21 protein-coding genes are annotated in these 21,016 nt (G+C 57.1%); 2 read left to right on the top strand and 19 right to left on the bottom strand.

Translation table 11 applies throughout. The features are described from left to right. Positions 1-20: 20 nt before the first annotated feature. Positions 21-851 (bottom strand): 30S ribosomal protein S2, encoded by an 831-nt coding sequence (rpsB, locus tag CPPEL_RS04330; protein ID WP_123959984.1) that lies wholly within the window; start codon positions 849-851, stop codon positions 21-23. 372 nt (positions 852-1,223) lie between these two features. On the opposite strand from rpsB, the gene CPPEL_RS04325 reads away from it, so the two are divergent. After that, entirely contained in the window at positions 1,224-1,709 is a 486-nt protein-coding gene (locus CPPEL_RS04325) for a M23 family metallopeptidase (protein ID WP_123959983.1), read from the top strand. 55 nt (positions 1,710-1,764) lie between these two features. On the opposite strand, the gene CPPEL_RS04320 is transcribed toward CPPEL_RS04325, so the two are convergent. From CPPEL_RS04320 to rimM, 12 genes are all read right to left on the bottom strand, one after another. Then, positions 1,765-2,667 carry a tyrosine recombinase XerC gene (locus CPPEL_RS04320; RefSeq protein ID WP_245990507.1) on the bottom strand — a complete coding sequence of 301 codons (903 nt, stop codon included), beginning with the start codon at positions 2,665-2,667 and terminating at the stop codon, positions 1,765-1,767. Between the two features lie 11 nt (positions 2,668-2,678). Beyond that, on the bottom strand, positions 2,679-3,833 hold the full coding sequence (gene dprA / locus CPPEL_RS04315) for a DNA-processing protein DprA (RefSeq protein ID WP_123959982.1): 1,155 nt from the start codon (positions 3,831-3,833) through the stop codon (positions 2,679-2,681). Then, positions 3,830-5,326, bottom strand: coding sequence for a YifB family Mg chelatase-like AAA ATPase (locus tag CPPEL_RS04310; RefSeq protein WP_123959981.1), 1,497 nt, complete (start codon positions 5,324-5,326; stop codon positions 3,830-3,832). The genes dprA and CPPEL_RS04310 overlap by 4 nt, the downstream gene beginning before the upstream one ends. Further along, on the bottom strand, positions 5,313-5,639 hold the full coding sequence (locus tag CPPEL_RS04305; protein WP_425453813.1) for a YraN family protein: 327 nt from the start codon (positions 5,637-5,639) through the stop codon (positions 5,313-5,315). Before CPPEL_RS04305 ends, CPPEL_RS04310 begins: the two co-directional genes overlap by 14 nt. A 394-nt stretch (positions 5,640-6,033) precedes the next feature. Continuing rightward, positions 6,034-6,339, bottom strand: a complete 306-nt coding sequence (locus CPPEL_RS04300; RefSeq protein WP_123959979.1) for a DUF2469 domain-containing protein — start codon at positions 6,337-6,339, stop codon at positions 6,034-6,036. A 23-nt stretch (positions 6,340-6,362) separates the two neighbouring features. Continuing rightward, entirely contained in the window at positions 6,363-7,007 is a 645-nt protein-coding gene (locus CPPEL_RS04295) for a ribonuclease HII (protein ID WP_123959978.1), read from the bottom strand. Next, positions 7,008-7,748, bottom strand: a complete 741-nt coding sequence (gene lepB, locus CPPEL_RS04290; protein ID WP_229718335.1) for a signal peptidase I — start codon at positions 7,746-7,748, stop codon at positions 7,008-7,010. Between the two features lie 188 nt (positions 7,749-7,936). After that, positions 7,937-8,278: a 50S ribosomal protein L19 gene (rplS, locus tag CPPEL_RS04285; protein ID WP_123934483.1), complete on the bottom strand. Its 342-nt coding sequence runs from the start codon at positions 8,276-8,278 to the stop codon at positions 7,937-7,939. Positions 8,279-8,455: 177 nt separating this feature from the next. After that, complete coding sequence (locus CPPEL_RS04280) at positions 8,456-10,762, bottom strand: Tex family protein (RefSeq protein ID WP_123959977.1); 2,307 nt, start codon at positions 10,760-10,762, stop codon at positions 8,456-8,458. A 54-nt stretch (positions 10,763-10,816) separates the two neighbouring features. Beyond that, positions 10,817-11,185 (bottom strand): hypothetical protein, encoded by a 369-nt coding sequence (locus tag CPPEL_RS04275; protein ID WP_342767987.1) that lies wholly within the window; start codon positions 11,183-11,185, stop codon positions 10,817-10,819. After that, the gene (trmD, locus tag CPPEL_RS04270; RefSeq protein ID WP_123959976.1) at positions 11,182-12,054 is read right to left on the bottom strand and encodes a tRNA (guanosine(37)-N1)-methyltransferase TrmD; all 873 of its coding nucleotides are present in this window, start codon (positions 12,052-12,054) and stop codon (positions 11,182-11,184) included. The genes CPPEL_RS04275 and trmD overlap by 4 nt, the downstream gene beginning before the upstream one ends. 3 nt (positions 12,055-12,057) lie before the next feature. After that, positions 12,058-12,624, bottom strand: a complete 567-nt coding sequence (gene rimM, locus CPPEL_RS04265; protein WP_123959975.1) for a ribosome maturation factor RimM — start codon at positions 12,622-12,624, stop codon at positions 12,058-12,060. Between the two features lie 108 nt (positions 12,625-12,732). Between rimM and CPPEL_RS04260 the strand changes: the two genes are divergently transcribed. Next, the gene (locus CPPEL_RS04260) at positions 12,733-13,095 is read left to right on the top strand and encodes a cupin domain-containing protein (RefSeq protein ID WP_123959974.1); all 363 of its coding nucleotides are present in this window, start codon (positions 12,733-12,735) and stop codon (positions 13,093-13,095) included. Positions 13,096-13,148: 53 nt separating this feature from the next. Here the strand turns inward: CPPEL_RS04260 and rpsP are convergent, their stop codons facing one another. The 6 genes from rpsP to ftsY all read right to left on the bottom strand — a co-directional run bounded on the left by rpsP (position 13,149) and on the right by ftsY (position 21,002). After that, positions 13,149-13,640, bottom strand: coding sequence for a 30S ribosomal protein S16 (gene rpsP / locus CPPEL_RS04255; RefSeq protein WP_123959973.1), 492 nt, complete (start codon positions 13,638-13,640; stop codon positions 13,149-13,151). Between the two features lie 240 nt (positions 13,641-13,880). Then, complete coding sequence (gene ffh / locus CPPEL_RS04250; protein ID WP_123959972.1) at positions 13,881-15,470, bottom strand: signal recognition particle protein; 1,590 nt, start codon at positions 15,468-15,470, stop codon at positions 13,881-13,883. A 39-nt stretch (positions 15,471-15,509) separates the two neighbouring features. Next, the gene (locus CPPEL_RS04245) at positions 15,510-17,615 is read right to left on the bottom strand and encodes a [protein-PII] uridylyltransferase (RefSeq protein ID WP_123959971.1); all 2,106 of its coding nucleotides are present in this window, start codon (positions 17,613-17,615) and stop codon (positions 15,510-15,512) included. Then, positions 17,612-17,950 carry a P-II family nitrogen regulator gene (locus tag CPPEL_RS04240; protein ID WP_123959970.1) on the bottom strand — a complete coding sequence of 113 codons (339 nt, stop codon included), beginning with the start codon at positions 17,948-17,950 and terminating at the stop codon, positions 17,612-17,614. The genes CPPEL_RS04245 and CPPEL_RS04240 overlap by 4 nt, the downstream gene beginning before the upstream one ends. Before the next feature lie 54 nt (positions 17,951-18,004). Then, a complete protein-coding gene (locus CPPEL_RS04235; RefSeq protein ID WP_123959969.1) occupies positions 18,005-19,288 on the bottom strand; it encodes an ammonium transporter in 1,284 nt (427 codons plus the stop codon). A gap of 175 nt (positions 19,289-19,463) precedes the next feature. Continuing rightward, the gene (gene ftsY, locus CPPEL_RS04230; RefSeq protein WP_245990505.1) at positions 19,464-21,002 is read right to left on the bottom strand and encodes a signal recognition particle-docking protein FtsY; all 1,539 of its coding nucleotides are present in this window, start codon (positions 21,000-21,002) and stop codon (positions 19,464-19,466) included. Positions 21,003-21,016 lie beyond the last annotated feature (14 nt).

Genomic DNA, 21,016 nt, shown 5'->3' with positions numbered 1-21,016 from the left:
TGTGTGGCATGAGCTAGCTATTACTCAGACTTAGCCTCTGCAGCTTCTGCCTTGGGGGCTTCCACCTTGGCAGCAACCTCTTCGGTAGCCTCAACCTTTGCGGCAACTTCGGTCTTCTCGGTGTCGCCGGCAGCTTCCTTCTGTGCAGCCAACTGGCGCTCCTCGCGAGCCTGCTTACCAGCGGAGACTGCGGAGGAGATGACGCGGGTGAGCACGTCGATGGAGCCGATGGAGTCGTCGTTGCCGGGCACGGGGTAGTTCACAACGTCCGGGTCGCAGTTGGTGTCCAGGATGGCAACTACGGGGATGTTGAGCTTGTGTGCCTCGTTGACGGCGATGTGCTCCTTGTTGGTGTCTACGATCCACATGGCGGAAGGCACCTTGGTCATGTCGGCGATACCGCCGAGCACGCGCTCGAGCTTCTGACGCTCACGGGTGAGCATCAGTACTTCCTTCTTGGTGCGACCCTCGTAGCCACCCTCAGCAGCGTCCATTGCCTGCAGTTCCTTCATGCGGTGCAGACGCTTGGACACGGTCTGGAAGTTGGTGAGCATGCCGCCGAGCCAGCGGTGGTTCACATAAGGCATACCAACGCGCTCAGCCTGGTTCTTCACAGCTTCCTGAGCCTGCTTCTTGGTGCCAACGTAAAGGATGGTGCCACCGTGGGCAACGGTCTCCTTGACAAATTCGTAGGCCTCATCGATGTAGGTCAGGGTCTGCTGCAGGTCGATGATGTAGATGCCGTTGCGGTCGGTGAAGATGAAACGACGCATCTTCGGGTTCCAACGACGGGTCTGGTGACCAAAGTGCACACCAGCATCGAGCAGTTCACGCATGGTTACAACAGCCATGGTGCTCCTTTTCAAGTATGTGGTTCGGTTATCTGTACGTGCGCGGGTTCTCCCCGCGCCCTGGCTACCGACGCTCCTTAAGCCACACCCTGATGCCTAAAACAAGCAACATGGGACCTCGTGGCCGCCGGCGGCACTGGCGTTTTTAAGGCCAATTACCTTCGCGGTCGCGCGTAGTCAGTGGCCATAATTGCACAGCACAACACTGTGCAGACACACTGCTGAGGAGCAATCCTATCTGCTGCCTGCGGAAATTCCAAAATTTATTTCCAGTTGTGAAAACTTCCCTATCACCTACACCACTGGTCACATTTTCCACAGCCAAATCCTCGCCGGATGGCAAAGATCCCGCGATGATCTCATCCTGAGCGCATGCGCATCTTTTCAGCTTTAAACGCCATCGCACTTTGCTCCTTGATCGCCTTTGGCTCCATACCTGAGGCTTTTGCCTACGTCTCCCCTGCCACCGGCACACAGTATCCGGGAAGAGTAACCAAAGCGTTTGATGTTGGTGAACACGATTGGCTTCCGGGGCATCGCGGTGTTGATCTTGGACTAGCACCGGGCAGTCCCGTGGTAGCTGCAGAGCAAGGCACGGTGGCGTTTGCAGGCGTGGTTGCTGGCACCCCCGTGCTCTCGATCGATCACCCCGATGGCCTTCGTAGCACCTATCAGCCAATTCGTGCAGTGGTGGCAAAAGGAGACACCGTACAAGCAGGGCAAGTGATCGGCATCCTTCTGAGCGCACAGGGTGAACAGGGGCTGCATTGGGGAATGAAAACTGGGCCGAAAAGCTATATCAATCCCCTATCCCTGCTCGATATTCCCATAATCAGACTCAAACCCATTGATTCTTAAAGCAGCACTTTGCCAGGAAACAATGCGCCGATAGATCAGTTGCTTGAATCTGGGATTAGGCGCGTGGATGCGCCTGCTTGAATGCCTCTTGGAGCCGCTGGGTACTGACGTGGGTATAGATCTGCGTGGTTTGCAAAGAGGAATGGCCCAGCAATTCCTGCACCACGCGTAAATCAGCTCCGTGGTCAAGCAGGTGCGTGGCCGCGCTGTGGCGCAAGGCGTGTGGCCCGAGGCCTTCCACCCCGGCGCGATCACCTTGGGCTTGCACGAGTCTGCGCACTTGGCGCACATTTAACCTGCCGCCACGAACGCCTAAAAAGAGCGCATTGCCGCTTGCATTACCGGCGAAGTGGCCACGACCGTGCTCAAGCCATGCCTTGAGCGCGGCGGCTGCTTGAGTGCCAAAAGGCACCATGCGTTGTTTATTGCCCTTACCGGTTACCTTGGCAATGCGTGTTGCAGGATCAAGATCTGCGATATCCAAAGCAACGAGTTCTGCCACGCGCATGCCCGTGGCATACAGCAACTCAAGGATTGCGAGATCACGAAGCACTTCTGCCTGTTGTGCAGGCGAAGCATCCTCATCTAATTCTTTGTGCACTACCTCGGCAGCAGTGTGCTCATTGAGCACTTTGGGGAGGTGCTTGCCAACCTTTGGGGCTTGCAGGCGTGCAGCAACATCACTTGAGAGATAGCCCTGGGCAAAAAGCCAGGCGCTAAAGCCTTTCAGCGCAGCGGTGCGCCGGGCAAGCGTGGCTCGCGAAGCCCCCGCCTCTACCGCCTCGCCGAGTGCGTCGCGGCAATCTTCCAGGCTCATGGCCTCAAGGCTTGGCCGCGAGTGCGCAAAGGCGCGAAGATCTGAGCGATAGCCACGAATGGTGGCCTCGGATCTACCAAGCACAAAGCGCAAATGATCAACGTAGTCGTCGATAAGCTCAAGCATTTGCGTGGTGCCCATGGGCATCTAGCCTACTGGGCGCGCAACCAATGTGCGCCTTCGCGTTGGATCAAGCCTTTGTGCTCCAAGGTCACCAGCAGGTGCATGCTCAAGGCCATACTCAAACCCGCTTGCTGGGCGATTTCTTCCACCGATTGGGGTTGGCCTGAAAGCGCGTCGAAGACTCTCAACTCATTGCGTGGAAGTCGCTGGATTGGGTCTGCGGCGAAGTCCAATTCATATTGTGCTGTGGCATCGACGCTGCCGAGGCGTTGGATGAGCTCGAGAATTTCTTGGCCTGAACACACCATTTGGGCATCGCCAGTTTTGATCTTTTCGTGGCATCCAAGAGCATTCACGCTGGTAATCGGCCCAGGTATAGCCATGGCCACCTTGCCAAAAGCTTGAGCCCACAACAGGGTGTTGAGCGCACCGCTTCTCCACGCCGCTTCTACCACCACAACCCCGGCACTTAGGGCTGCTACCAGCCTATTTCTTGTTAAAAAGCGATGCCGATGCGGCACCATGCCTGGTGGATATTCACTAACCACCGCACCGCGTTCTACTACCTGCTCAAACAACGCGGCGTTGCGCGCAGGATATGCACGATCCAAACCGCACGCAGCTACCACGACCGTGGAACCCCCTGCCGCCAGCGCCGCTTGATGTGCGGCGGTATCCACACCGAGCGCACCTCCTGAAACGATCGTCCAATGGTGCTGGGCAAGGTGCTCGCCCACCATGGCACAAACCCTCGACCCATAGGGTGAAATAGCCCTGGTGCCAACCATCGCGACTGCCTGCTGGCTTAAGCCACCGAGATCTTGGCCACGAACCCACAGCGCATGCGGTGATACTGCATCATCGGCATAGGAACGGGCATGTTCGCTCACACCAGAGGCGGCAAAGCCAAAGGCTTGATCAAAGGCTTCTCGTGGCCACTCTGGATCTTCCGGGGTGATCAGCCTGCCACCTAGTGCGCGTATCTTGGCAAGGTCTTCACTTGATTGATCCTCACCGTAGCGCGACTGGGTTTGCTGCAATAGTGCTCCACACCAAGGTTCTCGTTGTTTCACCCCGCGTGCGATCGCTTCGATATCCCGGCCTTGAGCCAGCAATTCTTGCAGCGTTCTACTTGGCCCTTCGATCGTTCTGGACATATACGCCCAGGCCTGCTTCCGGCTCATGCCATCAGCTCCTGCATGGTGGCGTTATATTCCAGTGCTTCTGCAACATGCTCAATAGTGGGCGTGGCTGCCGCTTCGAGATCCGCAATCGTCCACGCCAGACGCAGCGTTCGATCCACCGCGCGCTGACTTAAAGCACCCACGGCCAAATAGCTTTCGAGCAAGGCCATCGCATCAGGGGCTGCCTGCAGATCCTTACGCAATCTGCCTGCTGGAACCCGCGCATTATTCGTGGCATGCATGCCCATTGAGGCAAAACGCTGCTGCGCACGCATCCGTGCCCGCGCTGCAGCTTGAGCCATTTCTTCACTACTCATGCCATGCAGTTCTCGCAGGCTTCCCTTCGGTTGGGTGCGCACCACCATATCGAGGCGATCACGCAAAGGCCCCGAAAGGTTTTGTAAATAACGCGCACGATGCTGAGGCTTGCATGCGCAATCTCGTGCTTCTGCGGCCCCACACCGGCAAGGATTTGCGGCCAATACCAGTTGAAATTGCGCAGGAAAGACAACACTGCCATTGGCTCGAAGGAGCTCAACTTTGCCGCGATCTAATGGCACACGCAGCGCGTCGAGCACGCCTGCTGCTATTTCGCTGACCTCGTCTAAAAACAGCACTCCCCGATGCGCCTTCGTCACTGCCCCTGGTTGTGGCAACCCGGGGCCACCTCCTAGCAGGGATGCTTTACTCACACTATGGTGCGGAGCCACAAAGGGCGGGCCTGAAAATTCCTCGCCGGTAATTGAACAAATAGCGCGGCATTCGCGTTCCTGCTGCGGTGCCAGTGCTGGCAGTAAACCTGCGAAGCGTCGTGCAATCATCGACTTTCCTGAGCCTGGTGGGCCGATCATCATAAAGTGGTGCCCGCCTGCCGCTGCAATCATCGCAGCGCGTTTGGCCTGCTGCTGACCCACCACATCGAGCATGTTCAGGTGACGCTTAGGCTGGCGTGGTCTTGCTTTCGCTTGCTCAAGGCTCACAGATGCCTGGCACCACGCCGCTACTTGGGCAATATCTTCAGCAATCAAAACGGTGAGGTGCTCTGGGGCCACACTGGCTGCTTCTTCGGCATTGGCCTTGGGCACCACCGCAATCTGGATCTTGGCGTCAGCAGCAGCCAAAATGCCCGCGGCAACGCCTCGGACACCGGTGATGCGCCCATCCAAGCCCACCTCCCCTAAAAACAGCACATGCTCGATATCGAAACCTTCAGCACTGGCAGCCAAAATGGCCATGCAGATGCCGAGGTCCATCATGGTGCCGTGCTTGGGCATGCTTGCCGGTGATAGGTTGACCATCACCTTGGTTTTAGGCCAGCCGAGCTGGGCATTCATGGCTGCAGTTTTGAGTCGGTCGCGGGCTTCACCCACGGCGGCGTCGCCAAGCCCAACGATGTAGGTACCAGGTAAACCTGGGCCAATGTTGACCTCCACGCGAACCAAATTGGCGTGGGCTCCGCTTAAAGCGGCGCTGAGGGTTTTAGCAAGCGCCACGATCCACCCCTTCGAATCGCTCCAATTTTCCAGCAGTAATGGCTACAACATCGAAGCTCACCGCCCGAATCTGGTGCCTTCGCATCCACCACACGGCAGCGCGTTTCATGCGGCGAAACTTCTGCCTATCCACCGAGTGCTCAGCACCGAAGGCGGCGCTGCTGCGTGTTTTTACCTCGACAATTCGTACCTCTTTGCCGCGAGTAACAATCAGGTCGAGTTCACCAAATGGTGTGACGACGTTTCGCTCAAGTACCAAATACCCCTTGGCCTCATAGTCTTCGGCGGCAAGATCCTCACCGTGTTTGCCCAATCGCATACTCTTTGCCGTTGGCATCGCGTTTCCCCCTAAAAATTGTGCGTGCCGGAACCTCTTGGTGCCGTTGTAGCTCTAGTGTCTGCAACCGCGAGGTTTCTTGCCAGCACTTCGCCGGCAGTAGCGCAGCAGTTGTGGATAACCTCAGCATCACCCTTAAAATCCCCAGCACCGATACTGGGAGCGATCCACAACTTGGAAAAATTTAGGCAACCAGGGAACCAAACAGGGGAAAGTGCCCGAAAAATCTTCAGCAGCTTCGAAGATCACCAACGGCTGCCGCCCAATATCCCAGCACGCCAGATCCCAACACGCCAGCAACCGGCCATTAAAAACCCCCACACCAAATACTGAAAAAGCCCCACACACTGTGCGGGGCTTGGTTGTGCTTTTAGTCGGGAAGAACGAAATCTGGCTTGTCCAACTCTTCGATATTGACGTCCTTGTAGGTAATTACGCGTACATAGCGCACGAAGCGTGCGGCCCTGTACATATCCCAGACCCATGCATCAGACATGCGCACTTCGTAGTAGACCTCTTTGCCTTCGGTATGCGGGATCAGTTCCACGGCATTGGCAAGGTAGAAACGACGATCTGTTTCTACTACATAGGAGAATTGGCTCACCACATCGCGGTATTCGCGGTAGAGAGAAAGCTCGACTTCTGCCTCATAGTTTTCAAGGTCTTCGGCGCTCATGGTGCTCCCTTGTGTAGGTGCCTTTAGGTGTTCTGCTCTAGCCAGTGGCGATGTGCTGCCTGGACATTGGCATAACTATAACGATGTTCTTCGCTTGCACCGTGGCGGCGCACCGCATCCATATGAGACTTCGTCCCATATCCCTTATGGGCCGCTAATCCATAGTTGGGCAAGCGAAGATCTAACGCCTCCATCGCCCTATCTCGCGATACTTTTGCCAACACGCTCGCAGCAGCAATGCTGCGTGAGGCCGCATCGCCGCCAATCATCGGCAGCATTGCGGTTTCCATTCCTTCGACCCGCATGGCGTCGCTGAGCACGTAGCCGGGTCGTATGTGAAGCTGTGCCACCGCGCGACGCATGCCTGAGATATTGGCATGTTGAATACCATGGGCATCAATGTCTTGAGCCGAGATATGCACGATGGAATAGGCCAGTGCGTGGGTACGGATGGCGTCGAAAAGCGTATTGCGGCGCGCAGGTGACAGGGCTTTGGAGTCGGTGAGACCATCCAGGGCGGGCAGGATTTTCGGTGGCAGGATGCAGGCGGCGATTGAGATAGGCCCACAACATGCTCCCCGGCCGGCTTCGTCTACTCCCGCGACCGGCCCCAGGCCTGCTTTGTCTAGCGCAACATCGAAGGTGCGCAATTGCTTCAGCGTGCGCACTTAGCCTTGAAGGTCATAGGCATCCACGCTTTGGATGCGGTTGAAGGGGAAGACGATCCAGCGGACCTTGCCAATGACATTGTCTTCAGGAATGGTGCCTTGGTACTGATCCCCCATGTGGTAGCGCGAATCCGCCGAGTTGGTTCGGTTATCGCCCATCACCCACAAGTTGCCCTCTGGCACTTTCACCGGCCCGAAATATGGTCCGCCACAGGCCTCAGAGCCCCCAGGTCCTTGCACAGGATTCGAGGGTGGGTTTTGCACGAAGGATTGATCGATGAGTTTGCCATCAACTTTCACGCCCTGATCCCCTTCAAGGCACTGAACCGTTTGCCCACCGGTGGCAATCACCCGCTTGACCAGGTCATTTTCATCCGTTGAGGCCAAACCAACCCAGGAGGCGATATTGCGCAATTTGGAGGTCACGGGATTTTGGGATTGTTGATTAACAAAGCCCTCATTCCAGGAGTCGGTGCCTTTAAACACCACTACATCGCCCGGTTTGGGATCGGAAAAATCGTAGGTGAGCTTATCCACGATGATGCGATCCCCAGTGCAACCCGCGCAGCCATGCAACGTCGGCTCCATCGAGGCACTTGGAATGACGTAGAGCCTGCCAACGAAGGTTTGAATCAACACAATAACCGCCAGGGTTACAAACATCACCAGCGGGATTTCTACGTACCAAGGAAGTTGCTTCTTCTCGGCCTTGGGGTTTTCGGCTTCACTCACGGCTTGCACTCTAGCACCGCTTCCTAGCTTTTCGACGTCCCCCTGCCCCAACCAGATCCCATCCGCATCGAATGAGCAAGCCCTCCTAGATTCCTGGTCTTCACCCCAACGCCTATGACAAGCAGCTCAAGCCTGATACCTGAGTGATTTGGCAATAAAAAAAGACCCCCGGAGGGGTCTTTTTAAGCAATGCGCTCTTAGCGGCGCTCGCGAATCTTGGCTGCCTTGCCCTTGCGATCGCGCAGGTAGTACAGCTTGGCGCGACGCACGCGGCCGCGGGAAACGACCTCGATCTTGTCGATGTTGGGGGTGTGTACCGGGAAGGTACGCTCCACACCAATACCGAAGGAGACCTTGCGTACGGTGAAGGTCTCACGCACGCCGGCACCCTGGCGACGAATCACAACGCCACGGAAGAGCTGGGTACGGGTCTTTTGACCTTCGATCACCTTTACGTGCACGTCGAGGGTATCGCCGGGACGGAAGTCCGGGATATCGTCGCGCATGGACGCTGCATCGACCTTGTCAAGAATGTTCATGAATATTCCTTATGTGTTTCTAGGACAGAGGACCCTAGCGGCATCTCCCCTTGTTATACGGGGCGCTCGGCTGGTTCGTGCCCGGAGCAAAATGTGCAGCCCTCTTTGCGCTCCCATACAGCACAAAGCGAACAACTTGAGCCATTATGCCAGCTCCTGGGCTTTGCGCAAAATCCACTAGAGCCCAGCGCGCTTCAATGCCTCAGCCATAGCCGAATTAGCCACCGGTGCCTGCTTGCGCTGCTGCTTCTTGCCTGATTGCTTGGCCCTGGCGTTGGGGTTGGCGCCGCGCTGTCGGTCGGCTTTGGCCTGAGGCTTTGCTCCTCGACGTTGCTGTGAAGAATCCTGATCGAGCACCATGCTCAAGGCGATGCGCTTGCGATCAACATCAACCTCGAGCACTTTGACCTTCACCACTTCGCCGGATCGCACCACATCATGCGGATCCGACACAAAATGATTCGCCATCGCAGAGACATGCACCAACCCATCCTGGTGCACCCCGACATCGACAAAGGCGCCGAAGGCAGCCACATTCGTCACTGTCCCTTCGAGGATCATGCCCTCGCGGAGATCGCTTAAAGTTTCAACGCCTTCTTGGAACTGGGCCGTTTTAAATTCTGGTCGAGGATCTCGGCCAGGTTTGTCTAACTCGGCGATGATGTCTTTGATGGTGGGTTCACCAAAATCGCCGCGGATAAATTGCTGAGGATCCAAAGAACGCAGCACCGAAGTATTAGCAATTAAGGCAGATACCTCTAAACCAGTGTGCGCAGCCATATCCGCAACCACACCATAGGCTTCTGGGTGCACCGCCGAGGCATCGAGGGGATGGTTGCCCCTGACCCTTAAAAAGCCTGCACATTGCTCAAAGGCTTTTGGCCCAAGCCGTGGAACCTTGCGCAACTGCTCGCGGCCTTCGAAGGCACCATGCTCATCGCGGTAGGCCACAATGTGCTCGGCAATACTCGGCGTTACCCCTGCAACTCGGGCCAGCAGTGGCGCGGAGGCGGTATTGACGTCTACACCAACCGCATTCACGGCATCTTCTACGACTGCATCCAAGGTGCGCGCTAGAGCCTGTTGTTGAACATCGTGCTGATACTGACCCACACCAATGGCCTTGGGATCAATCTTGACCAGCTCCGCCAAGGGATCTTGGAGCCGTCGCGCAATTGATACTGCTCCGCGCAGCGCAACATCCATGGTGGGAAATTCTTGGGCGGCAAGGGCCGAAGCCGAATAGACCGAGGCACCTGATTCGCTCACCACCACCGGGGTTGGGCGTTGGCCACCGGCTTTGTGAATCAGATCCGCTACTTCTTGGGCGAGTTTTTCGCTTTCGCGCGAAGCGGTGCCATTGCCCACTGCAATCAGCTCCACACGATGCGTAGCGCAGGCGGTGGCGAGCTGTTCTACGGCCTCAGCCCATCGTTGCTGTGGCTTGTGTGGATACACAATCAGCGTTTCGAGCACCTTGCCGGTTGAAGACACCACTGCGCACTTCACACCATTGCGGTAGCCGGGGTCGAGCCCTAAGGTGGCGCGTTCGCCTGCCGGTGCAGCAAGGAGAACATCGCGAAGATTCTTCGCAAACACATCCAAGGCTTGCTCTTGGGCAAATTCCTTCAGACGCATCCGCACATCTAAGCCTGCAGAAACTTGTAATTTCGTGCGCCAGGCAAAGTGGACGGCCTTGTGCAGCCACGGCGAGGTGGTGTCCAAGCCCGCGTGCTCTGCGATGCGTTGTTCGAAGATGGCGTCGTCTCCGGCGTCCATCTCCAAGCTCAGCACTCCTTCTTGTTCTCCACGAAGCAGCGCGAGGATGCGGTGGCTTGGAAGCTGGGTAAAAGGCTCTTCGAAATCGAAGTAGTCGCGGTATTTGGCACCGAGGTCTTGCTTGCCCTCAATGACCTTCGCACTCAACTGGCCATCCTCGTACATCTTCTGACGCAGTTGGCCAACCAGGTCTGCATCGAGTGCGAGGCGATCAATCAAAATCGCGCGGGCACCATCAAGCGCGGCTTTCGTATCGGCGATCTCGGCGCCGACATAGCCCTCGGCCAGAGCCTCGGCCTGGGCTTCTGGTTGAGCGATGAGCTGATCAAGAAGAGGCTCAAGCCCCGCCTCACGGGCTTTATCGGCCTTTGTTTTTCGACGTTTTTTAAACGGAAGGTACAGATCCTCCAGCCGAGCTTTGGTGTCGCATTCTTCGATCAAGGCCTTGAGGTGTTGATCCAGCTTGCCTTGTTCTTCGATAGCCTCAAGCACCACGCGCTTTCTGGCTTCGAGTTCACGCAGATACACCAGGCGTTCTTCGATTTGGCGCAGTTGGGAATCATCGAGGCCACCGGTTGCTTCCTTTCTGTACCTGGCAATAAATGGCACAGTGTTGCCCTCGTCGAGCAAGTTGATGGCAGCCTCGATTTTCGGAGGCGTTGTAGACAATTCCTTAGCAATGATGGATGCGATGCGCGATGTCATTCGTGCGATTCTAGCGCCCCGCCACTGAAGACTTCAGCCTTGCCACCGAAAGCTTCAGCCTTGCCAGGCACAGGCAGCATTGACTCCCGGCTCGGTGTGTCCGTGGTTGGAAGTGCCATACCAATAGGTATCCGGAGGGAAGCTCTCCGCCACCGCGCGCGTAGCGGCGCGAAGATCAAGGTCACTTGCTCCATTGATCACTAGGCGATGCAGCCTAAGACTCGGCGCCAATTGACCATGCTGCTGCTGGTATTGCGTAATCAGCATATTGTCTGGCTCGCAGGTGAGATCGACTTCCTCTGCGTGAATCTGCTCCACCTGGTACCCAGCTTTTTTAAGAATCTCTGGCATAACCTGCGCCAGATGCTGCCAATCACGTGGACTCATCAGCACCTGCATATCAGTGGAGATAGCTTTCATCATTGCTCCTTGCTGCGCTGTTGTTGATATGTCTGGAGAAAGGCTACGTCTTCAGCGCTCAGGTCTGCACTATCGAGCAAATCTGGGCGGCGTTCGAGCGTTCTTTGCAAAGAGGCTTGCCTGCGCCACTGCGCCACTAGTTGGTGGTTGCCAGACAATAAGACCTCAGGCACGGCGAGGCCTCGCCATTGGCGTGGTTTGGAATAGCTTGGTCCTTCTAAAAGACCATCCGAAAAACTATCCTCTTCGTGGCTTTGGCGATTGCCCAAGACCCCGGGGATCAATCGCACCACTGCTTCTGCGATCACGAGTGCTGCTACTTCCCCACCGATGAGCACATAATCACCGATCGACACTTCCCGTACCCGGTAGCGTCGTGCCGCATCTTCGAAGACTCGCTGATCAATGCCTTCGTATCTGCCGCAAGCAAACACAATGTGCTGTTCATTTGACCAGGCCTGGGCATCGGCTTGAGTAAAAGGGGTTCCCGCCGGCGTTGGCACGAGCAATAAAGGACGCTCGTCTGCCTGGGAGTGCTCGGGATAACCAACTTGTTCGATGCCTTGAAGGGCGTCGTGCCTAGGCCGTGAGAGATGCGGTGTGGCAGAAACCAAATGTTTATCGGCCGCAGGGCCGGTATGGGCTGCAACATCGTCAAGGGCTGCACCCCACACTTCGGCTTTCATCACCATGCCGGGGCCGCCACCATAGGGCGAATCATCCACTGACTTGTGATTATCGCTGGCCCATTGGCGTAGATCGTGCACCCCAACGCTTAAGATCTGCTGCTCAATTGCCTTGCCAAGCAGGGCGTGGCGGAATGGATCGAGATATTCCGGAAAGATGCTCACCACATCGATACGAAGCGCCATGATCTATAGCTCCAGAAGGCCATCGGGGGGTGTGATCACAATGGCCTCGTTATCAAGATCGACGATCGGGACGATCTCGTGAACGAAGGGCACAATGGCTTCGCCGCCTTCATCTAGTGCCACGACGAGCAAGCGGTGGGCAGGCCCGCGCATGACGCGGGTGACTTCACCGATGTCTTCGGGTTCAGGCTGCGCGCCTTCATAGGCGCGTGCGTTGGCTTCTTCGGCGTCGACAGCACCAACGTTGAGCACTCTTAAGCCCTCGAGCTCGTGATCGTAGAAGGCTTCGTCTTCTTCGATGGGTGCGGCGAAAAATCGCACGCCCCGCAGACGCTCGGCTGCCGTGCGGTCGGGGACTTCTTCAAAGCTGATCAGCAGGCGTTGTTGGTGCGCTCGCATGGCTTTGACGGTGAGCGAAAGCTCCTTGCCGGTTTGTACACCGCGTAGCACCTCACCTGGGGCAAAACGCCCTTGGGGGTCATCGGTGGTGGGGTCTACCACCAGTTCACCACGGATACCGTGAGGCTTAATCACACGGCCGATTTGTACCTGATCTTCGCTAGCTTTCACGCCCTCAAAGCTAGCAGCCCGCACCCTGTGTTGAAGCACAGGCTCAGCTTGGGTGTTCTCCACCACGTGGACTGTTACAGCGCGTGAAGCGAATTAAGCTCGTACATTATGCAGACCAACACTCCAGAGACTTTTGGCCAGGCCGCTCAGCAGCATGTGCCCGGCCTGTTTAGCGCCAATGATGCCCCCGCGCCTTCTGATAGAAAAGTGCCCAGCGTGCAGCGGGTACTAGAAGCCGAAGGCTGCAATGTGATCCTGTTTCGTTTCCGCCCAGGCCAGGAGCTGCGAGAACATAAGGCGGCATGGCCTATTACCGTGCAGTGCCTTGAGGGCGCCTTGGAATTTGGCTGGCAGGGCCAGCAGATCACCCTAACTCCCGGCCAGATGTTGTATCTGCCGAAAATGGAGCCGCATTGGGTGCGCGCTGAACAAGACGCGGTGTTGGGGTTGCAGATGCACACCTCAAGCTAAGAAAAACCGCGATCTTTGTAATTAAGATCGCGGTGTATTTTCTTCAGGAATGCTTACTCAGCAGCTTCTTCGCTTGCTTCTTCAGCGGATTCCTCAGCAGCCTCAGCCTTGGCAGCTTCTTCAGCTTCCTTAGCGGCCTTAGCCTCAGCCTCTTCCTTGGCCTTGCGCTTCTTCTCGGTGATGGCCTCAGCGGTGGGGCCTTCGTTGGCCTCAGCCAGTGCCTGGTTGAACAGCTCAAGCTTGGAGGGCTTTGTCTCGGCGGTCTTCAGGGTGCCTTCGGCGCCGTCGATGCCCTTGAACTTCTGCCAGTCGCCGGTCACCTTGAGCAGGGCGAGCACGGGTTCGGTGGGCTGAGCACCAACGCCGAGCCAGTACTGAGCGCGCTCGGAATCGATCTTGATCAAGGAGGGCTCTTGCTTGGGCTCGTAGATGCCGATGTTCTCGATGACCTTGCCATCGCGACGGGTACGGGCATCAGCGATCACCACGCGGTAGTGCGGGGTGCGAATCTTGCCCAGGCGCTGCAGCTTAATCTTGACTGCCATTGTGTTAAGTCCTTTACTTCTTGGTCACGGGGAAATACAGACGCTGCACCAATGCGCGGCGCAGCCGGTTTATCCCTTGGATTTTTCAAGCAGGTGACCACCGGGCGACCGTAGACGCTGACGGTGTCTGCTTGTAGTTGCGCGGCTTAAAAAGCCACAACCCTTGGCACTATACACCTTTTGGGCCAAGATCCCCAAAGGGGCGCCGCAATTGCTTGTCGACGCCCCACTGTGGCCAAATTACTTCTTGCCAAAATCCAAGTTATTGAGGTCGATATTTTCCATCCCCTTGGGCAGCTTCATTCCACCCATTTGCTGCTGGAGCTTTTGCAGCTCGGCCATATCCGGCATGCCGCCACCCATGCCCGGCATGCCTGGCATGCCCGGCATTTGAGGCTGACGTGGCTTATTCTTCACCGGCTTACGCTTGCCATTTTTGCCCTTACGCCCCTTGGGCTTTTTCTTCGTGGCGCTACGTCCGCCGCCACCCATGCCAAATTGGCTGCTCATCTTGCCCATCATCTTTTTCGCTTCAAAAAAGCGCTCAACCAATTGGTTCACATCGGAGACGGACACACCGGAACCATTGGCAATGCGCTTGCGTCGAGAAGCATTCAAGATCTTCGGGTTCTCACGCTCGGCAGGAGTCATGCCTCGGATAATGGCCTGGATGCGGTCGAGCTGCTTTTCGTCCACCATGTCGGCCATCTGCGACATTTGCTTGCCGCCTGGGAGCATCTTCAAGATGTTGCCAATAGGCCCCATGCGACGAACCATGAGCATTTGGTTGAGGAAGTCGTCGAGGGTGAGCTCACCACTGCCAAGTTTTTGAGCATTTTTCAGTGCTTCTTCTTGGTCAAGCTTCTGCTCGGCCTGCTCGATCAGGGTGAGAATATCGCCCATGCCGAGGATACGGCTGGCCATACGCTCTGGGTGGAAAACGTCGAAATCATCGAGTTTTTCACCGGTGGAAGCAAACATGATCGGCTTGCCGGTCACTTCACGGATCGAAAGCGCGGCACCGCCGCGGGCATCGCCATCGAGTTTGGTTAACACGACACCGGTGAAGTCCACACCATCGCGGAAGGCTTCGGCGGTATTAACAGCGTCCTGACCGATCATCGAGTCGATCACGAACAGGACTTCATCTGGATTAACGGCATCGCGGATATTGCGCGCCTGGGTCATCAGCGTTTCATCGATACCCAAACGGCCCGCGGTATCGACGATCACGATGTCATGCTGGCGGCGCTTTGCCTCTTCAATACCCTCGCGGGCCACGGCTACGGGATCGCCATGCGAGGTGCCCATCTCATGGTCGCTGGAATCAATCGAGGTACCGGGATCGGGGGCAAAGGTAGGCACCCCGGCGCGCTCACCAACGATCTGCAACTGCTGCACAGCGCCTGGGCGCTGCAAGTCGCAAGCCACCAGCATGGGGGTGTGACCCTGCTTGGCCAGGTGGTGAGCCAACTTACCTGCCAAGGTGGTTTTACCGGCACCCTGGAGGCCTGCCAGCATGATCACCGTCGGTGGAGTTTTAGCCAGGTTCAGCCGGCGGGTTTCGCCACCGAGGATCTGGGTGAGTTCCTCATCAACGATCTTGATTACTTGCTCGGCGGGGTTGAGCGCTTTAGAAACGTCTACGCCAAGGGCGCGTTCTTTGATGCGTTTGATAAATCCACGAACCACCGGCAACGAAACGTCGGCTTCAAGCAGCGCGAGGCGGATCTCGCGTGCGACGGCATTGATGTCCGCCTCGGTGACCTTGCCTTTAGAGCGCAGACCGGATAGCGCTCCGCTGAGGCGATCTGAGAGAGACTCGAACACGTTTTGCACGCTCCTTGCGGGTTGATTCAAAAAAGTGGATCAGGGTTGAACGTACCCATGGTAGCCGTTGGAGAGCACCCGGGTCACGTCACGTTCAACCTTTGCGCGATCGAAGCCGTCGACAAGCTTGCATTGGGCGATCATTGTGCCGCCGCGCAATTGCTGGCTTAACCACTGCACCTCGGGTAACGCCCCGATGCACGCCCCGAGCGCTGCCCTGCGGTCCAGGGTACGAACCTCGAGCACATCGCCTTGCCAGGCGGTAGCCACCGGCCCTGGATCAAGGGTGGGAAGTGAAGAGAACACCCCTGAGTTATAGGCCTGGATAAATTCTGCTGGGTCGAAGGCTGTGCCTGTGTGGTTGCGAACTTGGAACTCGGCGCGCACCCCAGCTACATCAACGACCACAGCCGCCTGTGTGATGTTCCAGTTCTTGGCAGCAATAAGCGCCAATACTCGCACGATTGCTCGAAGGTACTCCCCCGACCATTGCACGGTTGCCTCGTTTTCAGCATGTGGGTCTGGGATCAATGCAAGTGGTACGTGATGGTCGATGTGCGGGGCAATAAAGCACAGTTGGTTAAGGTTGCTGCGCGCTGCTTGGCATACCCGCGCAACGCTATGGGCTCGCATGGGTGTCCACACCCCAGGGCCTGTGCCTTTGCTATCGGCTTCAACCAGTACTTCCATCAGTTGCAGCGCGAGAGGGTCGAAGTGCAGGCAATCTAAAAATGCCTCGGCAAGGGCTGGATCTTCGGGGTCTTGGTGTTGAAGCAATTGAAAGATCGTGGTGTGCTGCTCTACCAGGTTGGCCACTACTTGCTGGTCTCTTAAAGGCAGTTGCAAACGCGCTGCCATCTCGGTGACATAGCGTGCGCCTAAGGCTTCGTGTGGCTGGTTTTGGCCCTTGCCGATGTCATGAAACAGTGCCGCAAGGGCGAGAAGATCAGGCCGTGGCACTTCCACGCCCTGTTGGGCACACAGTGCTACTACTTCCAGGCAGTGCTGATCGATGGTGTGGATGTGGATCGGTTCCCTGGGCATGCGGTCACGAATGGCATCCCACCAGGGAACTAAGGTGGCCCAGTGGCCGTGCTCGTCAAGTTCTCGCACCACAGCAATGGTGTGATCTGCTGAGCTCAGCACCGCAAAGAAGTCGTTAACTGCGCTTTTTGGCCAAAGCTCAGGAGGCATGGGAGCCTGCTCAAGTTGCTTCCACACGCTTTTGGCAATGGGCAAACCGGTGCGCACCGAGGAGGCACCGACGCGAAGCGGCAACCAGGGATCATCCACACGCGCGTTGCGCGCAAGGGCGACTTCGCCTGCGACTTCAACCACGTCGACGTCGATAGGCTTGCGTGGTTGCGCCCGCACAAAGCGCCTGGGCACTAAGTCCCTGCCCTGCTGGAGGGCTTGAGCAAGGGCAGCATCGATAGCGCGGGCGTTATGAGCCAGGGTCGTTGCCAGGCTGTATCGATCTTCAAAACCCAACTCGATGGCGATATCGACGGCAAATTCCGGGTCGAGCACATCGCGTGCTCTGCGGGTGGTGTGATGCAGGAGCGTGCGGACGTCGAGAAGCAATTGCATCTCCGACTCAAGCTGCGGAGCATCGCAGACGTTGCCAAGGGCAAGTGCCTGAATTAATTGGATATCGCGCAGCCCGCCGCGGCCGTGTTTGATGTCTGGGCGAGTCATGCTCACCACGGACCCGGAGCGTCGCCAACGAGCGATGGCGGTATCGAGGATTTGCTCAAAGTTTTTGCGAACCATCACCCGCCACTGCTGCAGCACCGCGTCCCTGGTCTTTTGCGTCAGCGCTGCATCGCCGCGAAAGTGCTTGATTTCCAGCATGCCCAAGGCGGCGGTGATATCGGAGGCGGCTACTTGGGCGCATTCATCCGGGGTGCGCACCGCGGTATCCACGCGCAATTTCGATTCCCACAGCGGATACCACAGTGATTCGGAAACCTCAGTGCCTGGCTCGCACAGCAACAGCGCGTCGATATCCGAGTGCGGCGCCATGGTGTTGGTGGCCAACGATCCGGTGACCACGAGCGCGGCGCCGGGCGGGACGTCGACCCCACCCAGCAGCGCATAGGCTTGTTCTGCCGCAGCTTTTCGACGTTCAGCGGGGGTGATCAAAGTGCCGCGGTGCCACGCTCATTGGTGCGCACTCGCACCAGCGTCTCAACGGGAGTGACCCATACCTTGCCATCGCCGATCTTGCCGGTTCGGGCGGCTTCTACGATAGCGTCGAGGGTGTCGTCGACAAGCTGATCATCGACGACTACCTCGAGCTTGAGCTTGGGCACAAAATCCACCGCGTACTCGGCGCCACGGTAGACCTCCGTGTGGCCTTTTTGCTGGCCATATCCCTGGACCTCAGAAACAGTCAGGCCATGAATGCCGAGTTGCTCTAAGGAATCTTTCACATCCACCAAGGTAAATGGCTTGATGATGGCGGTGATCAGCTTCATGGTCAAACTCCTCGGATTGTTCTAACGCCTTCGAAGGCGGTGATTGCCAATAGTCTAGTGCGCATAGCGCTGGGCGGATTGCTCGTAGGCGCTTTCTGCATGCAGCGCTTGGTCGATGCCATCGAATTCTGCTTCCTTCTCTACACGCCAGCCCATCGTCTTTTGCAAGCCCCAAGCCAATAGCCAGGTGCACAGGCCAGACCACACCATTGCCACAAGCGCAATCAAGGCCTGCATGATCAGCAAACGGAATCCATCTGCCCCGCCGCCGGTCAGCAACCCATCATCGGTAGCAACCAGGCCTACAGCGATGGTGCCCCACAGACCTGCGAACAGGTGCACGCCAACCACGTCCAGGGAATCGTCGTAGCCAAAGCGATACTTCAGACCAACTCCGAAGGCAGCAACTACACCACCAATGGCACCAACCACGATGGCCCAAACTGGGGTGAGCACGCCGGCTGCAGGGGTAATCGCCACCAGACCAGCAACCACACCGGAGGCTGCACCAAGGGATGTGGCATGGCCATCGCGCAGACGCTCGACAAGCAGCCAGCTCAACATCGCAGCCGCAGTGGCGGCGGTGGTGTTGATCCACGCCAAACCTGCCAGGCCATCGGCGGCGAAGGCGGAGCCTGCATTAAAGCCGAACCAGCCAAACCACAGCAGTGCTGCGCCGAGCATCACCATGGGAAGGTTGTGAGGACGGTGTGGCCAGCTATGGCGCTTGCCCACCACGATGGCAAGGACTAAGGCCGCTGTACCTGCGGTGATGTGGACTACCACACCACCGGCGAAGTCGATGGGCTCGATCTTGGCTTGACCATCGCTGACACCGAAGATCCAGCCGGACAGGCTTTCGCTGGCGTGAGACAGCAGGCCACCACTCCACACCATGTGCGCGATTGGGAAATACACAAAGGTAGCCCAAGCGCCTGCAAAACAAAGCCAGGTGCCGAAGCGGACGCGCTCTGCCAGTGCGCCCGAAATAAGTGCCGTGGAGATCACGGCGAAGGTGAGCTGGAAGGCAACGTCGATGACTTGGGGATACCCCTGCTCGCCAATGATGGCGGTGCCATCTTGATTGATCACATCGTGAAGCCCGAAGGCTGCGAAGGGGTTACCGATGATGCCACCTAGGCTTGGCCCATACGACATTGACCAGCCCCAGAGGACGTAGATAATCCCCACGACCCCGGCAGCACCAAAGCTCATCATCATCATGTTCAGCACCGACTTTTGGCGCGACATGCCGCCATAGAACAGCGCCAGTGCTGGCGTCATCAGCAGCACGAGTGAGGCCGATGTCAGCATCCAAGCAGCATTTCCTGTGTCCATATACGTGCTCCTCTCATTGCCTCCACACCTTGGAATTGTGCAGGTCTGGAAAAACTGTAGCACGATAGAAACTCAATTACTATCAAGCTATAGAAATTAGGGGCACCCTCCCAAACAAGAAGAAACCCCGTGACTCTTTACAAGTCACGGGGTGAGCTTTTTCAAGCTTGAAGGATTAACCCAGCAAGGCATCCACGAAGCCATCAACCTCGAAAGGCGCGAGATCATCGGCGCCTTCTCCAAGGCCAACCAGCTTCACCGGCACACCAAGTTCTTCCTGCACCTGGAAGACGATGCCACCCTTAGCAGTGCCATCCAGCTTGGTTAGCACCACACCAGAAATCTGCACCACATCACTAAAGATGCGAGCCTGAGTCAAACCGTTTTGGCCGGTGGTGGCATCGAGGACCAAAAGCACCTCATCCACCTTTGCCTTCTTCTCCACCACGCGCTTGACCTTGCCAAGCTGATCCATGAGGTTGGATGAATTGTGCAAACGGCCAGCGGTATCAATCACCACAACATCGGCATGATCCTCGACGCCCTTGGCCACAGCATCAAAGGCCACCGAAGCAGGATCGGCACCTTCGGCACCACGAACCGTCTTCGCGCCTACGCGACGACCCCAGGTTTCCAACTGATCCGCCGCAGCAGCACGGAAGGTATCGGCAGCACCGAGCGTGACCTTATGGCCCATAGCAACCAATACACGCGCCAGCTTGCCAGTAGTGGTGGTCTTGCCGGTGCCATTGACACCAACCACGAGCACCACCGCAGGCTTGCCCTCATACGGCATAGCCTTGATCGAGCGATCCATCTCAGGCTTGCAGGCATCAACGAGGCATTCGCGCAGCATCGCACGAGCCTGCTGCTCGCTTTCTACACCGTGCGCCGCAATCTTCTCGCGCAACTGATCCACCACCTTGGTGGTGATATTGACGCCAAGATCGGCCTGAATGAGCTGCGCCTCGATATCTTCCCAGGCATCCTCATCCAAATCGCCGGCAGTGAGCATGCCCAGCACCGACTTGCCAATAACATTTTGAGAACGCGATAAACGCCCACGCAGTTTGCCAATGCGCCCTGCAGCCGGAGCAATTTCTTCGCGCTGCTGCGGCTCGGGGGCTGCTTCTGGCTCCGGTGCTACTTCTGGTTCCGGTGCCACTTCTGGTTCTGCTTCGGAAGGTGCAGGCGCCTCTTCTTCTTCCTCGAACTCGTCGAGCTCTTGGAAGGTATCTTCTAGCTCAGGCTGCTCTTCAGCCTCTTCTTCCTGCTTTGCAGGCTCCGCCTCGTTAGATGCAACCTCATCCGGTTGATCGAAAGGCTCATCTTCTTCACGCGGTGTATCGGGAAGATCAAATGGGCTCGGCTGTTCAGCCTCACGGGGTGTCTCGGGCAAATCGAAAGGCGCTGGTTCACCTTCTTGTTCGCGAGAATCCTCCGGCAAATCAAACGGTGCCTTGGCTGCCTCCTGCTTCGGCGGCACGGACTGATCATCACGCAGCACCGGCTCTTTGGCAGCAGGCTGGAAATTAAAACCACCGCTTGCCTGATAGTTGCCGGACTTATCTGCCTGAGAAAGCTCCTTTTTCTCGGGAGCCTCAAAGCTGATCGTCTTAGATTGTTTACGCTTCAAACCCCAGACAACCAGGGCGATTAGCAGCAGCAACGCCACTACGGCGATGCCAAGGTAGATCATCATTTCGGTGCTCATGCCCTTAAGTGTGG

Source organism: Corynebacterium pseudopelargi (assembly GCF_003814005.1).
Taxonomy (GTDB): domain Bacteria; phylum Actinomycetota; class Actinomycetes; order Mycobacteriales; family Mycobacteriaceae; genus Corynebacterium; species Corynebacterium pseudopelargi.
The sequence above is the reverse complement of the archived record's forward strand: the minus strand, read 5'-3'. Positions and strand labels throughout refer to the sequence as shown.